Source organism: Bartonella sp. AA74HLJMH (genome assembly GCF_042197045.1).
In the GTDB taxonomy this organism is placed as follows: Bacteria; Pseudomonadota; Alphaproteobacteria; order Rhizobiales; family Rhizobiaceae; genus Bartonella.
Map to the genome: position 1 here is coordinate 197,408 of NZ_JBHIRJ010000001.1, position 17,005 is coordinate 214,412.

10 protein-coding genes and 1 pseudogene are annotated in these 17,005 nt (G+C 37.8%); 4 read left to right on the forward strand and 7 right to left on the reverse strand.

What is annotated here, in order from left to right; genetic code table 11:
• Positions 1–269: 269 nt before the first annotated feature.
• Together uvrB and ACFINH_RS00800 are read right to left on the reverse strand one after the other, a co-directional pair.
• Positions 270–2,579 carry an excinuclease ABC subunit UvrB gene (gene uvrB, locus ACFINH_RS00795; protein WP_375631658.1) on the reverse strand — a complete coding sequence of 770 codons (2,310 nt, stop codon included), beginning with the start codon at positions 2,577–2,579 and terminating at the stop codon, positions 270–272.
• Positions 2,580–2,836: 257 nt separating this feature from the next.
• Complete coding sequence (locus tag ACFINH_RS00800; protein ID WP_375612971.1) at positions 2,837–3,151, reverse strand: SH3 domain-containing protein; 315 nt, start codon at positions 3,149–3,151, stop codon at positions 2,837–2,839.
• A gap of 338 nt (positions 3,152–3,489) precedes the next feature.
• On the opposite strand from ACFINH_RS00800, the gene greA reads away from it, so the two are divergent.
• Both greA and ACFINH_RS00810 read left to right on the forward strand, forming a co-directional pair.
• Positions 3,490–3,963, forward strand: coding sequence for a transcription elongation factor GreA (greA, locus tag ACFINH_RS00805; protein ID WP_375631660.1), 474 nt, complete (start codon positions 3,490–3,492; stop codon positions 3,961–3,963).
• Between the two features lie 17 nt (positions 3,964–3,980).
• Positions 3,981–5,039, forward strand: a complete 1,059-nt coding sequence (locus tag ACFINH_RS00810; RefSeq protein WP_375631662.1) for a glycosyltransferase family 4 protein — start codon at positions 3,981–3,983, stop codon at positions 5,037–5,039.
• A 1,222-nt stretch (positions 5,040–6,261) separates the two neighbouring features.
• On the opposite strand, the gene ACFINH_RS00815 is transcribed toward ACFINH_RS00810, so the two are convergent.
• Positions 6,262–7,656 carry a TrkH family potassium uptake protein gene (locus tag ACFINH_RS00815; RefSeq protein WP_375631664.1) on the reverse strand — a complete coding sequence of 465 codons (1,395 nt, stop codon included), beginning with the start codon at positions 7,654–7,656 and terminating at the stop codon, positions 6,262–6,264.
• 310 nt (positions 7,657–7,966) lie between these two features.
• On the opposite strand from ACFINH_RS00815, the gene trxB reads away from it, so the two are divergent.
• Both trxB and ACFINH_RS00825 read left to right on the forward strand, forming a co-directional pair.
• On the forward strand, positions 7,967–8,923 hold the full coding sequence (gene trxB, locus ACFINH_RS00820) for a thioredoxin-disulfide reductase (protein WP_375631666.1): 957 nt from the start codon (positions 7,967–7,969) through the stop codon (positions 8,921–8,923).
• Positions 8,924–8,965: 42 nt separating this feature from the next.
• Positions 8,966–9,871 carry a LysR family transcriptional regulator gene (locus tag ACFINH_RS00825; RefSeq protein WP_273791217.1) on the forward strand — a complete coding sequence of 302 codons (906 nt, stop codon included), beginning with the start codon at positions 8,966–8,968 and terminating at the stop codon, positions 9,869–9,871.
• A gap of 1,162 nt (positions 9,872–11,033) precedes the next feature.
• Here ACFINH_RS00825 and ACFINH_RS00830 read toward each other — a convergent pair.
• The 4 genes and pseudogenes from ACFINH_RS00830 to ACFINH_RS00845 form a co-directional block, all read right to left on the reverse strand.
• Positions 11,034–12,236 (reverse strand): pyridoxal phosphate-dependent aminotransferase, encoded by a 1,203-nt coding sequence (locus ACFINH_RS00830; RefSeq protein WP_375612967.1) that lies wholly within the window; start codon positions 12,234–12,236, stop codon positions 11,034–11,036.
• Between the two features lie 322 nt (positions 12,237–12,558).
• Positions 12,559–12,768: a cold-shock protein gene (locus ACFINH_RS00835; RefSeq protein ID WP_012754908.1), complete on the reverse strand. Its 210-nt coding sequence runs from the start codon at positions 12,766–12,768 to the stop codon at positions 12,559–12,561.
• A gap of 247 nt (positions 12,769–13,015) precedes the next feature.
• Entirely contained in the window at positions 13,016–16,501 is a 3,486-nt protein-coding gene (gene carB, locus ACFINH_RS00840) for a carbamoyl-phosphate synthase large subunit (protein WP_375631668.1), read from the reverse strand.
• A 257-nt stretch (positions 16,502–16,758) separates the two neighbouring features.
• Positions 16,759–16,857, reverse strand: a pseudogene (locus ACFINH_RS00845) (integrase); the annotation flags it as partial.
• Positions 16,858–17,005 lie beyond the last annotated feature (148 nt).

Here is a 17,005-nt window from a genome sequence, read left to right on the forward strand (position 1 = left end):
TTTATTTGTGTTATAGGACAGTGCCCTATTTGAATATTTTCTTGTAAGGATAAATAATATTGAGTTAGATATCAGAGTATAACTTTATAAAGATAATATATTTTAGAAATTTTTTATAAAATGTTCTCTCTCATGTTGTTTTAGACAAATTGAAGCACCGTTGATGTTGGAGGTTGTCTATTTTTCGGATAACGCTGTTTGCTTTTGAGCTTTCGTCTTTTTTAGAAGAGCTGAAGATTATTTTATGCGGTTTGAAATTTTTTGCTCCTTCATTGATTGCGTTTTTTTCGTTTTATTGTTGCTTGATTAGGGGTGTTTTTACGAGATTTTCCTTTTTGATTTTCCAAAATACCAGTGTCCATGGTTGGTCCCATGTGTGCAAGGTCTGGTTTGGAGAAAAGACTTGGTTGTAATACGCGCTCATGGGTGGATTGTTCGCTATGATGTGTTAAGGGATTTTCCGCGAGTTCTAGTTCTATCTTTTGTAATTGTTTGATTTCATCGCGAAGGCGTGCTGCTTCTTCAAAATTAAGATCAGCAGCTGCTTCATGCATTAATTTTTCGAGGTGTTTAATATGAGATGCTAAATTGTTGCCAACCATATTTTTTTTCTCGATGACATCAGGGATATTTGTATGAATATGGTTGGTTTCATAGCCTGAATTAAGAATATCTCCGATATTTTTTTTGATACTTTTCGGTGTGATATGGTGTTCTTCATTATAGGCTATTTGTTTTTGTCGACGTCTTTGTGTCTCCTGTAAGGCTCGTTCTATGGAACCAGTGATCGTATCTGCATAGAGGACAACACGGCCATCTACGTTACGTGCAGCACGTCCGATTGTTTGTATGAGGGAAGTTTCAGAGCGCAAAAAGCCCTCTTTATCGGCATCTAGAATGGCAACAAAACCACATTCTGGAATATCTAAGCCTTCTCGGAGCAAGTTAATACCGATGAGGACATCAAAGGTGCCAAGCCGAAGATCGCGTAGAATTTCAATGCGCTCTAATGTATCAATGTCAGAATGCATATAGCGTACACGAATGTCTTGTTCGTGGAGATATTCAGTTAAGTCTTCGGCCATACGCTTTGTGAGAACTGTCACCAATGTACGGTAGCCTTTTTGAATTGTTTTACGAATTTCATTCACAACATCATCGACTTGATTTTTGGCTGGACGAACCTCTGTTGGTGGGTCAACAAGCCCTGTGGGGCGAATAACTTGTTCTGCAAAAGTGCCGTGAGATTGTTCTATTTCCCACCGTCCAGGTGTTGCGGAGACAGCAATCGTTTGTGGGCGCATAGCATCCCATTCTTCAAAGCGCAAAGGACGGTTATCCATACAAGAAGGGAGGCGAAAACCATATTCTGCTAAGGTTGCTTTTCTACGAAAGTCACCTCGGTACATGCCACCAATTTGGGGAATGGTTACGTGGCTTTCATCGATAAAAACAAGAGCATTATTTGGAATGTATTCGAACAAGGTTGGTGGTGGTTCTCCGGGTTTTCGTCCCGTTAAATAGCGTGAATAATTCTCGATTCCAGAGCATGAGCCGGTAGTTTCCAACATTTCTAAATCAAAAATTGTACGTTGTTCTAAACGTTGTGCTTCTAAAAGACGTCCAGCCGCATTTAATTCATCGAGGCGTTGAACGAGTTCCATTTTGATCGATTTCATCGCTTGGTTAAGTGTTGGGCGTGGTGTTACGTAGTGTGAGTTGGCATAAATTTTAATCGATTGAAGATCGCCTGTTTTTTGACCCGTTAGAGGATCAAATTCCGTAATTGTTTCCACTTCATCACCAAAGAGCGAAATACGCCAAGCACGATCTTCGAGGTGGGCAGGGAAAATTTCGATTGTATCCCCTCGAACACGAAAGGAACCACGAATGAAATTGATATCTTGTCGATAATACTGTTGAGAGACTAAATCAGCCAAGAGTTTTCGTTGATTGAGTTTGTCCCCTTTTGCTATTTGGAAGGTCATAGCAGTATAAGTTTCTACTGAACCAATTCCGTAGATACAGGATACAGATGCGACAATAATGACGTCATCACGCTCTAAGACAGCACGTGTTGCAGCATGGCGCATACGGTCGATTTGTTCATTAATTGAGGATTCCTTTTCAATATAAGTGTCTGAGCGTGCAACATAGGCTTCTGGTTGATAATAGTCATAATAGGAAACAAAATATTCGACGGCATTATGGGGAAAAAAACTTTTAAATTCCCCATAAAGCTGCGCTGCTAGAGTTTTATTGGGAGCTAATATTAAAGCTGGACGCTGTGTTTTTTCAATGATATTGGCCATTGTATAGGTTTTCCCTGAGCCGGTAACACCCAAAAGCACTTGTGTACGTTCATTTTTTTGAATTCCCTCGACCAGAGTTTTAATGGCTTGAGGTTGATCTCCCGCTGGTTTAAAAGATGTTTCGAGTTGAAATGGAATACCACCTTCAGATTTTTCAGGACGAATGGGGCGGTGAGGTGTCCATAATGCACCATTCTTAAAAAGAGGATTACCTGAAGCAATAAGAGCAGAAAGAGCTTCTACTGTTGCAGTAACACCATTTTTCATTGTTGTATCCTTTGATAGAAAAGTGCTGGTGATTTTAAAGAAAATACTAATTTTTACAAATTTATTACGACAACAGCAAAACGTTATTGAACAGATTTATTTTGGTTTATTAGAGCTTTCATTAGGATATTGATCAAGTTTTTATGAGACAAATTCTTCGAAGTATTTCTTTGGAAGGAGCATATTTGTGGTTGTTCGTGAACACTATTGCATTTTTGCCATGATGATATTCAAGAGGGCATAAGTTATTATGGCTGTTATGGAGAATAATCGGTACGTTTGGGCATTAAAGACATTGTATATGTGTGATAAAGATCATTTCCATCTTTAAATGAAAGATAACGAGATGACACCCAACCTATTTGAGTGTTATATCGGATATGGCACCAATTTCCTTCACAGTTTTTAACAAAAACTAATTCTCCAGCAGAGATTAAGCCGCAAAGTGCATATTGAGTGCTGGGACCTGTTCTAAAATTAAGATTTCTCGTAACAAAAGCATCTGCTGCCTCTGATATTGTTGTGGCTAAAAAGAAAGAGCCAAACATAAAAAAAATGACGATTTTTTTCATTTTTCTGTAAAGAATTTCTTTAGAGATTTTCTATCCTTCTCTCTTCATATTCTATATAATTTCTTTTACTAGATTATGATAAAACAGAAAAAAATACAATTCTTTCTTCTTTAGGACACTTTAAAGAGAAGAGTGAAGTTTAACGTTTTAAACACCAAAATGAGATGTTTTAATCACTATTTGTGCATGTTTTGTTTCCTTTATTTATTTTTATATGGAAAACAGCGATACTGTACTATATAATAAAAAAGATCGTAGTTTTCGGATTCCAAAAGTAATTTTGGAAGCCGTTTTTTGTATTTTTATTAAACCTTCCGTGTAATAGAAAGGGACGGATTATGGAAAAAGTTCCGATGACTACAGCTGGTTTTGAGAGTCTTAAAGAAGAGTTGCGTTGGCGTCAACAACAGGAGCGTCCGCGAATTATTGAAGCAATTTCTGAGGCGCGTGCGCATGGTGATTTATCTGAAAATGCTGAGTATGATGCAGCTAAAGAAGCGCAAAGTCATAATGAGGGGCGTATAAATGAGCTTGAAGATTATATCGCACGAGCAGAAGTTATAGATGTCTCGCGTCTTTCAGGTGACAAAATAAAATTTGGCGCAACCATTAAACTCTTGGATGAGGACACTGAAGAAAAAAAAGTGTATCAGATCGTAGGAGATCAAGAAGCTGATGTAAAGGTTGGTAAAATCTCTATTTCTTCGCCTATCGCACGTGCACTTATTGGCAAGCAAGAAGGTGATGTGATTGAGGTGAATGCACCAGGTGGTGCGCATAATTACGAGATCATTAAGGTTCAGTACATCTAAATAACATATGGATTATTATGCGTGTATCTTTGGACGAAACTGAAATTATTGCGCCTCACTTTAAAAGGCGTTTGTCGGGAGTAACATCTACGATTATTCAGCTTATTCCACTGCAACGCGAACAGGGTGTGCGTATATCCACTTTGGGGTTTGGTTTACCACGAACTTTACCAACACTTGCCTTTAAGGACCTTTTCGGACTTTGGAAAAGTCCGAAAGGGAAGCCGTTTCGTATTTGGCATGCACGACGCAATATTGAGATGCTTTGTGGGATCTTTTTGCGCGATGTTTTGCGAATGAAGCTGAAACTTATCTTCACATCGGCTTCACAACGTCATCATAAGCCTTTTACCAAATGGTTGATTCGCTGTATGGATAGGGTTATCGCTACCAGTACACGTACGGGCGTCTATTTAGAAGTGCCTCATAAGGTTATTATGCATGGGGTGGATGTGAGGCGTTTTACTCCACCACACACTCTTGATGATTGCTTTTCTTCGACAGGATTTCCAGGAAAATATGCGGTAGGATGTTTTGGGCGTCTGCGCTACTCAAAGGGAACAGATTTATTTGTTGATGCCATGATAGCATTATTGCCTGACTATCCTGAATGGACAGCACTTATCGCTGGTCGTACGACAGAGCAATATTATCATTTTGAAAAAGAATTACGCCAAAAGATTGCTAAGGCTGGTCTGGATGATCGCATTATTTTTCTTGGTGAGATTCTGGACATCCCTTTATGGTACCGTCGTTTAACACTTTATGTTGCACCCTCTCGTACAGAAGGTTTCGGTTTAACACCATTAGAAGCAATGGCATCACAGGTTGCGGTTGTAACGAGTGATGCAGGAGCTTATAAAGAATTGGTTGTAGAAGCGACAGGAACAGTTGTAAAAGCAGGAGATGGAGCGGCTTTAACAGCAGCAATTGAACCTTATTTTGCTGATGTAGAAAAAACATTGGCATCCGGAAAGAAAGCTTTAACCCATGTTCGTACGCACTTTCCTTTGGAAAAAGAGGCAAGCAAGATTGAAAGTGTTTACAAAGAACTGTTTGCAGAAAAAAGACTTTGATTATTATATCAAAAATCTTCTTGAGGAATGATAAAAGTATTTTCCTTAAAGGTTTTTCATAGTTATCAAGAAAACAGCTCAATGATATAAATGTTATTTTACAAAATTTATATTGTCTTTAGTAGAACACTATAAGAAGTTCCCAAAATTTTGGATAAAAGATTAAAAATGTATACGCTTGAGAGCGATATGTAGTTTATGATAAAGCATACTAGGAGAGAAGAAAGCTACTTTTATTCATTGATATTTTAGAATAAGAAAATAATGCTTTAACTCAAGTCTGGGGATTTATGCACTATCTTATACGGTGTCGTGCTGATATTGTTGGTTTTGTAAGACTTAAATAGATAGCAAAAAAAACGTTTTCTTGTCTTAAAAAGATAATGATGGTATCTCCATGGATAAAATAGTCGTACATATTTTCAATAAATTCATGATAAGATGGATTTAAGATCAATATATATATATATATATATATATGATTTTTATAGATAATTTACCTTTTCAATTTGAATAAGAGCTTTGAGTAGCGTAAGATTTTCTTATGTTAAATCTGTTGATATTAACAATGAGAGCTATCTTCTTGCACATCACAATTGGAAGAAGGCATGTGGTGGATAAAAACTATTGAAGACAGGGTGTAAAGAGATTTCTTATAAATTGTCTGAAATGCAGGCTGTTACGACATTAATAGAAAGAAAATAATATGGTGGTACTAATTTATATCTTATTTTTTTGTACCGACTTGCACCTTATTGTTATTTAAGTAAAAATGATGGTGCCCATTTTATATCTTTCATGAGGGCTGTCGTGAAATGGGGGTGATGAGTATTGTGAGATGTTTTTTACAAGCTTGTGAGTTCGTAATATAATAGCATTTTTTTCTATAAGGGTGTAACTCTATTAAAGAGAAAAAACACTTTTATCAACAAATATTCATATTTTTTGCATGAGAGATTATTCGTAAAAAAGAATGTTCTATGCGTCCACTTTATTTGATAAAGAAGATCAATAAAGTGAAGTTTTATATGTTATGGCTTTGAAAATATTGGTATTTGATTGTTTTTGTTGAATTATTTTTATATCATTGATATGATGATTTGTATGGAAATTTTAGAAAATCTTCAGTGGATTGAGTAAGGGGTGAATATTATGACGCATACTGTTCTCGCCTTTTTATCTTGTCAATTTTTTATCATGGTAGCATAAAATACTCTCTGCATTAGAATTGTTCACGCCAGAAAGCGGGAATAAAAAGGACGAATATTGTTATGATTTCAAGGCGTCCAGCTAACATTAGAAAACTTAAAATCCATAAAGCATGGTCGTTGATTGTAGAGAAATTACCAGTGGGGCCAATAATATCTCCAAAGCCTGGACCAACATTTGAAAGTGCGGTTAAGACCCCCGTAAAGGCAGAGGTAAAGTCAAGACCGGTTGTAAGCAAAAGTGCAGTGCCGATAACAAGGCAAAACATATAAAGACAGACAAAAAACAAAACGGCTTGAGCAACATCATTTGATATATTTGAGTGATCGTAGCGCGCTTTTACAACGACATTAGGAGAAAGAAGTTTTTCTATATTTGTTTGTGTAATACGCCAAAGAATAATGAGGCGATTGATTTTCATGCCACCAGAAGTAGAACCAGCACATCCGCCTGTAAAAGAAACAATGAAGAAAATTCCAAGCGCAAACGGTCCCCAAAGTTGATAATCTTCAGCGCTATAACCTGTGGTGCTAATAATGGATGAAAGGTGAAAAATGACATCAAGAAAAATTAAGTGGAACGCGCGATGATCATAAAACCGTAGCCATGCCGCTAAAGCAAAGCTGAAAAGGAGAACGATATGGAGAAAAACAATCACTTGTGGGTCAAGGAAGCGTTTGGAGTGTCCAGGAAGGACTAATTTAACATAAAGTACGAAAGGTAAAGCAGAAAGCAACATGAAGATTGTTGAAATAATTAAGATGGCTGGTGTATCAGAAAAATAGCCAAAAGAAGCATCATGCGTTGAAAAACCAGCTGTTGCTACTGTACTCATTGCATGGTTAATGGCATCAAATAAATTCATGCCTGCAGCAAAATAAGAAAGCATACAAGCCAATGTTAACCCAACATAAGCGATGATAATTCCGTTAGCAATTTGGTTGATGCGAGGCAATATTTTTTCAGATTTATCAGATGATTCCATATGAAAAAGTCGCACGCCACCCACACGCAGTGAAGGCAAAATTAAGAGGGCTAAACCGATAAAACCAATGCCCCCAATCCAGCATATAAGAGAACGCCATAATAAAATACTTCGCGATAAATTATCAAGATCAGAAAGGACTGTGGAGCCTGTTGTTGTAATTCCAGAAACAGATTCAAAAATGGCTCCTGCTAGAGAAATGGGAAGAGGAGAAAGATAAAGAGGTAAGGCACCTACGATGCTTCCTGTAAGCCAAAGACAAACAGTGAGCATAAAGCCAAGCCGTGCTGAAAAGCGACAAGTAGCTCCCTTAGTTGCTAAAAGAATCAGCGTTGCTAACATGGTGGTTATGGCACAAGAATAGAGAAAGCTTATCCAATTACGATTGTTGTCGTGCAAATCCACAAAAATTGGCAAAAGCATTGCTCCTCCCATGATTAAGGCAAAACGTGCACAGACATTGATAATAAATTGAAAAATGATCGTTCCCTATCTTTGTATCTCTTTTTATTATGGTTTTGTGCTCATAAGAAGTTACATTGTTCTCTTTATAGGATAAGGATTAATTCTTAACATTAGCGTGCCTTGATGAATTAGTAATCAGACCTTTTCATAAAACTTGAAAAGAAGTATACATAACATAATTAGGGCTCTTGAAAAATATTTTTTTAAAAGGCTGCATTCCGTTATCATTTATAGAATAATTAATTTATAATAAAGTGAAGGGGATTTAATGGTACAATCGCATATTCGTCTGCTGATTATTGGCTCAGGTCCGGCTGGTTATACAGCGGCGATCTATGCAGCAAGAGCAATGCTTAAGCCGGTTTTGGTGACGGGCTTGCAGCAGGGTGGACAATTAACAATTACAACTGATGTTGAGAATTATCCAGGTTTTGCAGATCCCATTCAAGGACCATGGTTGATGGAACAAATGGCAAAACAAGCTGAGAATATGGGGACAAAAATTGTCTATGATACAATTATAAAGGCTGATTTGTTGAAGTATCCTTTTGTCTTATATGGGGATTCAGGAACACAATATTCTTGTGATGCACTGATTATTGCAACAGGAGCTCAAGCGCGCTGGCTTGGTTTAGAAAGTGAACAGACCTTTATGGGCGGAGGTGTTTCCGCTTGTGCTACATGTGATGGCTTTTTTTATCGTGATAAGGACGTTATTGTCGTGGGAGGAGGAAATACGGCTGTTGAAGAAGCACTTTATTTATCGCATTTGGCTAAAAGTGTAAGCGTGGTTCACAGGCGGGGGCAGTTTCGGGCAGAAAAAATTTTACAAGATAGGTTGCTGGCTTGTAATAATGTGCGTGTTCTTTGGGATCATGTGGTTGAAGAAATTGTGGGGCTGCCAGCTCAAGATTCAAAGGGCGCTGTTGTAACAGGGGCACGTCTGAAAAATGTTAAGACAGGTCACGAGATGAAAGTGAATGCAGAGGGCATATTTATTGCCATTGGGCATGATCCTGCTGTTTCTCTGTTTGAAGGACAGCTGAAACAAAAACGAGGCGGCTATTTATGGACAGCACCCGACTCAACAGCAACAAGCATTGCTGGTGTTTTTGCTGCTGGGGATGTGACAGATGAAACATTCCGCCAAGCTGTAACAGCTGCGGGAAGAGGATGTATGGCAGCGTTGGAAGCAGAACGGTTTTTGGATATACCCAGGCGTTAGTCACTCATTGAGAACATAGAGAATATAGAGGTAGAATTAATTGTGGCGCCACCGTTGGATTGGGATAAGTTAAGGGTTTTTCACGCTGCAGCAGAAGCGGGATCTTTTACGCATGCTGCTCAAAAACTTCATTTATCTCAATCAGCCGTTTCACGACAGGTTTCGGCTTTAGAACAAGAGGTTGGGGTATCCTTATTTCAACGTCATGCGCGTGGTTTGATTCTTACAGAACAGGGAGAAACTCTTTATCGTACAGCTCATGATGTTTTGATGAAGCTTGAAAGTGTGCGTTTGCAATTAAGTGAAAGCTATGCAAAACCAACGGGGCACTTGCGTGTGACCTCGACCTTTGGAATGGGGGCAGGGTGGATTGCAGAGCGTATGCCAGAATTTCTTAGTCTTTATCCTGATATGCAGGTTCAGCTTTTGCTTTCCGATGAAGAGCTTGATTTGACAATGTGTCATGCGGATTGTGCTGTTCGCTTACATCAACCCAAACAACCTGATCTTATACAAAGAAAACTCTTTACAATTCATATGCATGTCTATGCTTCGGAAAAGTATATTGCAAATTATGGAAAGCCGGAAAAATTGTCTGATCTCGATGAGCATCGTATTATTTCGTTCGGTGAACCTGTTCCACCTTATTTGTCTGGTTTAAATTGGTTGGAAAAGGCTGGTAGAAGTGATGGATCATTGCGCGTTTCAGTTTTACAAATCAACAATATCATCTCAATAAAGAATGCGCTTATGCGTGATCTTGGGATTGCTGTGCTTCCTGATTATATCGTCAATAATGATGAGCATTTAGTGCGTCTTTTTCCTGATATGGTTGATATTCCTTCTTTTGATACTTTTTTTTGTTATCCTTATAATTTAAAGAATTTGGCAAGGTTAAATGCTTTTCGAGATTATATTTTTTTAAAAGCTCGCCAGTGGTCTTTTTAATATTAATATCTTAATTTATAAGGAATAATTAGCTGTTTTGCAACTTGAGACTCCCGTAATATTCTTTCGTTTCAAATTTGCCTATATTGAATCAATTAAAATTATTTGTTGCACATTAAAAGTGGAGGGAGTTCGTACGGGTAAATATTTTTGAAAAGAGGGATAAATGTTTTTTATGAATGCTAGCAACCGTGAGGGTTATTATATATTGAAAAATGGACAATCGTGTGATGGTGTAGTTAACATTTTTACTATTTAATTAAAGAGAGTGGTACATGATGGAGACAAATTTAAAGCTATGTGTTTATTGCATAGCAGATACGCTTAAGTCTTTGTTGTGCTTTTCCTTATAAAATGACATAGAATACTATCTCTTGATTATGTTGCCTCCCAGTTTCGTTTTCTTGAGTGTTCCCTTACGAAGATCTATCAGATTGATTTTATCTCTGAGGATTTTCCAAATTTGCCGGACATATGTCCGGCTTTTTTTTTAATTTTTGAAAGAGTCCCTAGAAATTGCAATATATGGGAAGATGATAAAGAAAAAATTTCGAAACTGGTGGATATCCAACAATTTTTTTAAGAATACTAAAATTCAATGAGGAGTTTGAGAGGGGATATTCTATTGTACTGTAAAAGTCTGTCTTTTAGGGGTGTGATATAAAATATTTAAAACCTTATACATGAAGTGCTTTTTATTAGAATGTGAGGTGAATATTTAAGGCAGGTCTTGTTCATAAAGCCTATGAAGTAAATCAAGTAGTTATTAAATAGAACTTAAAGGAAACTGGATTGCTTACACAACGATGGGAGGTGGCTTCTTCTTCGTTTTAGGACGAAGAAGAAGCTGAGAAATAGAAGAGATTTTATTGTAAGGGCCTTTGATTATAAGGGCAATTGTGTTTAAAAGTGCTCGGTCTTTTTTAGAGTTATAAATTGAATGGAGAAAGTAGAATAGGCTTGTCATCTCTTATGATAATAGACCGATTCATTTATTTGATAGCTAAATTTTTTTGATCTTTATCTACAGCATCTATTTTTGTGTTTATTCATAGATATTTTTGCTGAATCGATAGATTTAGACCATGACACAGTTTCAGATATTTTCTCGGATATACTAACATTCGGCAAAAAACAATCACAAGAGATGATATTAAAAATTTTAAATTAAACTGTTGCAAAAACGCTGTATACGTATACAAGCTTTTTCAAGTAATTCTTCTGATGTTGCATAAGAAATACGAAAAGTTGATCCAAGTCCAAAAGCAGATCCTTGGACGACAGCAACAGCTTCTGTTTCTAGAAGCGCTATGGCAAAGTCTTCATCATTCGTAATACGTTGACCATTGGGTGTTTTCTTTCCAATAAGTCCGGTGCAAGAAGGATAAACATAAAAAGCACCCTCAGGCGTTGGACAGTGAATGCCAGGAGCTTGATTTAGCATGGAGACAACGAGATCACGGCGTGCTTGAAAAATACTTTTATTTTTAGCAATAAAGTCTTGTGGCCCGTTGAGTGCTTCAACCGCAGCCCATTGTGAAATGACACTTGTTCCAGATGTTTGCTGTCCTTGAATGGTATCCATGGCTTTAATTAATTCTTGTGGTCCGCCTGCATAACCGATTCTCCATCCCGTCATCGCATAGGCTTTAGAAACACCATTCATTGTGAGTGTACGCTCATAAAGCGCTGGTTCTACTTGAGCTGGAGTCACAAAGGTAAAACCCTCATATGTGAGATGTTCATATATATCATCGGAAAGGATATAAACATGAGGATATTTTACTAAAACATCTGTAAGTTTTTTCAATTCATTATGTGTATAAGCGGCACCTGATGGATTTGAAGGAGAGTTAAAGATGAACCATTTGGTTTTGGGGGTAATGGCAGCTTCTAGCTCTTGTGGTTGGAGTTTATAAGAAAATTCGGCTTTTGTTTCTAAAAAGACAGGCGTACCATCGTTGAGTGCGACCATTTCTGGATAACTAACCCAATAAGGGGATGGAATGATGACCTCATCTCCTTTATTCAAAGTTGCCATGAATGCATTAAAGAGAATTTGTTTTCCACCGGTACCAACAATAATTTGTTCTGGTTGGTAAAGAAGGTTATTTTCTCTTTTAAACTTTGCAGAAATTGCTTGGCGCAATTCTGGAATTCCTGATATGGGAGGGTATTTTGTTTCTCCCCTTCGAATAGCTTCAATAGCCGCGTTTTTGATGTTGTCTGGGGTATCAAAGTCTGGCTCTCCAGCACTTAAAGCAATAACATTGCGCCCTAATGCTTTTAAATGGCGGGCCTTTTGAGAAGCAGCAATTGTTGCAGAAGGTTTGATACGAGACAGTTTGTCGGCAATAAAAGCCATAATTTTAAATCCTTATATTATATCAACAAATGGTTATTGCTTTAAGGATATTCTATAAGAGATTATATTGTATGCAATAAAAAACTTCCAAAATACTCTTACACGGGCTTTATATTCTTCTTTTTTGAGATATTTTACAAGATAATCTCTTCGTAGATTTTATGAAAGTTTTTGAGGAAGTATAAGAGAGGTTTGATAAATTGTGCAAAGGAGATAAGCAGTCTTTTATTTTAACAAGGTAAAATAATGCTTTATACAAAATAAAAAAATCTTCGTCTTTACAGACGAAGATTTCTAAATAAAATATTGCAGAATTTAAACTTTAAAGTGCTGCAAGGTTACCAGCGGCAAATTTTCCTGAACGACGATCTTGAAGAACATCATAAGAGATTTTTTGCCCTTCATTAAGACTGTTTAGACCTGAACGCTCGACGGCAGAAATGTGTACAAATACATCTGCACTACCATCGCTAGGCTGAATGAATCCGAAACCTTTTGTTGTATTAAACCACTTAACTGTTCCTGTAGACATAGGAAACTCCTTAGAATATATAATTATATTGAGCATTGAAGCTTTCATTTCTTCAATACGGTTGTAGATCGAAATTAGGTGGGAGAAGTTTCGTCGAAAGTGCAGATTGCACAGGAAAGAAAGTCACGTAACCGAAAATTCGATGAAACCTCTATAAAAGTTTTTAGAACAAAAAGCAAGTCTTAATCAATTTTTATATAAAGAAAAAATAAGAAAACAGTGTATATTTTGCTAAGTAGAAAAAAATTCAACTAAAATAACTTTGTAGTGAACGTACCTCAAGGTGCCTTTTTTTGAGTGCTTTGATCGCTTCTACGACGGCTTCGGCTCCAGCTATTGTTGTATAATAGGGAACATTTTGCATGAGTGCTGCATAACGTAATGATTTTGAGTCTGAGATGGCACTGGCAGTGCTAGTTGTATTAAAAATCAATTGAATTTGGCGATTACGAATAGCGTCTTCAATATGGGGGTGTCCCTCTAGAACTTTGTTAATTTTTTTTGCTTCAACGTGGTGTTCGGTGAGAAATTTTTGTGTTCCACTTGTGGCGACAACAGAAAAGCCAAGCTCAGTTAAACGTTTTACAGGATTTAAGATGCGTTTTTTATCTTCATCCCTTACAGAAACGAACAAAGTTCCTTCTTTAGGGAGTTTTACACCAGCTCCAAGTTGGGCTTTAGCAAAAGCAAGCGAAAATTCATAGTCAAGTCCCATAACTTCACCGGTTGAGCGCATTTCTGGACCAAGAAGTGTATCAACACCTGAAAAACGAGCAAAAGGAAATACTGCTTCCTTGACGGCAATATGTTGTTTTTTTTGCAAAGAAGGTAATCCACCATAAGCTTGAAGAGCATCATGAAGCGTTTCTCCTGCCATAATACGTGCAGCCATTTTAGCAATAGGGCGACCAATCGTTTTTGCAACAAATGGGACAGTACGTGAAGCACGGGGATTGACTTCTAAGACATAAATGGTGTCATCTTTTATAGCATATTGTACATTCATTAAGCCGCGAACATGAAGTGCTTGTGCTAATGCTTTGGTTTGGCGCTCTAATTCAGTAACTATTTTATTTGAGAGCGTATGGACTGGTAGAGAACATGCTGAATCACCAGAGTGGATACCAGCTTCTTCAATGTGTTCCATAATACCAACGATTAGTGTTTCTTTGCCATCACATAGACAATCAACATCTACTTCAATTGCTTCTGTTAAATAGGTATCAAAGAGAAGCGGATTTTTACCAAGCAATATATTGATTTGTCCTGTTGTGTCGTTAGGATAACGGACTTTGATATCTTCTGAAATTAATTCAGGGACACTCTCAAGTAAATAATTTTGTAAGCTACGTTCATCACGGATAATTTGCATAGCACGTCCTCCTAAAACATAAGAGGGACGTACAACCAAGGGGAAGCCTAGTTCGTGGGCAATGAGGCGTGCTTGTTCAATGGAGTGGGCAATACCATTTTGAGGTTGTGTTAAATTAAGTTTAAATAACAGTTTTTGAAAGCGATCTCTATCTTCTGCTAAGTCGATAGCGTCAGGTGAAGTACCTAGAATGGGGATGTTGTGTTTTTCTAGAGCGCTTGCCAATTTCAAGGGTGTTTGTCCGCCAAATTGGACGATGACTCCAACCAAATCTCCTTTTTCCTGTTCTGCTTCTAAAATAGCGATAACGTCTTCTGTTGTTAAAGATTCAAAGTAAAGGCGATCAGAGGTATCATAGTCGGTTGAAACTGTTTCAGGATTACAGTTAATCATAATCGCTTCAAATCCTGCATCACGCAGTGCAAAAGCAGCGTGGCAGCAACAGTAATCAAATTCAATACCTTGCCCAATGCGGTTTGGTCCACCGCCTAAAATAGCAATTTTTTTGCGTTCAGAAACGTGTGCTTCCGAGTGCTCTACACCTGCAAAAGGAACTTCATATGTTGAATACATATAGGCTGTAGGAGAAGAAAATTCAGCGGCACAAGTATCAATCCGTTTGAAGACGTGTTTAACATTCAGTGATTTGCGTAAAGCTGCGATATAATCGGGTTCTTTCCCTGTAAGGGAGGCTAATCGCGCATCTGAAAAGCCCATAGCTTTTAACATACGTAAGTTATCTGCGTCTTGGGGTAATCCATGAATGCGGATACGCTGCTCCATTTCAATGATGGAGGCTATTTGTTTTAAAAACCACGGATCAATTTTGCTAATTTGGTGAATCTCATTTAAGGGTAAGCCTGTGCGCATGGCTTGAGCAATATAGCGTAGACGATCAGGGCTTGGTATGGCAATGGCGGAGCGTATAGAACTTTTTTCATCACCTTCAGCATGCTCTGGAATCACAATTTCATCAAGACCCGTAAGCCCTGTTTCAAGTCCACGGAGTGCTTTTTGTAACGATTCTTGAAAAGTGCGTCCAATTGCCATGACTTCTCCTACAGATTTCATCGCAGTTGTGAGGACAGGTGATGAACCGGGAAACTTTTCGAACGCAAAACGAGGAATTTTTGTCACAATATAGTCAATAGAAGGTTCAAATGATGCTGGTGTTGCACCACCCGTGATATCATTTTTTAATTCATCAAGTGTATAACCAACAGCCAGTTTAGCCGCTACTTTGGCAATGGGAAACCCCGTTGCTTTTGAGGCAAGCGCTGAAGAGCGAGAAACACGCGGATTCATTTCAATAACAATGAGGCGACCATTTTCAGGATTGACAGCAAACTGTACATTGGATCCCCCCGTTTCAACACCAATTTCTCGCAAAACAGCAATCGAGGCATTGCGCATACATTGATATTCTTTATCGGTTAAGGTGAGAGCAGGTGCTACAGTGATCGAATCACCGGTATGAATCCCCATCGGATCAATGTTTTCAATAGAACAAACGATGATACAATTGTCGTTCTTATCACGAACAACTTCCATCTCATATTCTTTCCACCCTAAAACACTTTCTTCAATTAATACTTCTGTTGTTGGTGAAGCTTCAAGCCCACGTTCAATAATTTCATAGAATTCAGAGCGGTTATAAGCGATTCCACCACCAGTTCCACCAAGGGTGAATGAAGGACGAATAATAGCTGGAAGCCCAACAACATCAAGAGCTTGAACTGCTTTTGCTGTTGCATGAGCGATATAATGTTGTTTGCGATCAGCTTCGGTATGTCGCCAGTTGCGCTCAAGTTCTTCGAGTGCTTTGTCAAGCGCAGCACCAGAAAGCTTTGCTTTAAGTTCAGCACACGTTTTTGCGTGTTGTTGGCGATTTTCTTCTTTCAGTTCTGTTGCATTGGCTAACATAGAGCGTGGCGTTTCCAAACCGATTTTTGCCATCGCTTGGCGGAATAAAGCACGATCTTCAGCTTTATCAATAGCATCAGCATTGGCTCCTATCATTTCAACATGATAGCGGTCTAAAATACCCATACGCTTTAATGATAAAGCAGTATTGAGGGCTGTTTGTCCTCCCATAGTGGGTAAAAGGGCATCGGGACGCTCGTGGGCAATAATTTTGGCAACTATTTCAGGAGTAATGGGCTCTATATAAGTTGCATCAGCTAGATCTGGATCTGTCATAATCGTGGCAGGATTAGAATTTACCAAAATAATTCGGTAACCTTCTTCTTTTAATGCTTTACAGGCTTGAGTGCCTGAATAATCAAATTCACATGCCTGACCAATGATAATAGGTCCTGCTCCGATGATAAGAATAGATTTTATATCTGTGCGTTTGGGCATGACTTTTTCCTATGACAAATATCTATGTGCGATTGTTGCGGGCAAAATATTTCAGTTCTGAGGCTACAATCATTTTATAAGTTAAGTGACAAAGAAAGTAAGCATTAAAATACCTTTTCCATGCTTTTTTTCATAAAATTGAAGATAAATTTCTTTTTTGAGTTGAGTCATCTCGTCAGTCTATCAAAAGTATGACCTTTGATAAAAAAATAATAACAGTGCTCTAACAAATTAGAATATTCAAGCATATGTGGAGCATAAAAAGCCGGAACATCTTTCCAATCCATTGCCGGTATATTTTGTGTTTTATGACATTTTTTGCCTAAGAGAGCACGCGCTTTTTCTATTGCTTGTAAAACATAAGACATTATTTATGGTTCAATGGGATTTCGTAAAATGAAGTGGGAAGCTTATCGTGTTGTTCCGTAAAATACTGCCGTTTAGAGCTGTAATATAAGGTATGAAAATTGACCACATTAAGGTATTTTTTGTTAGTATATGATA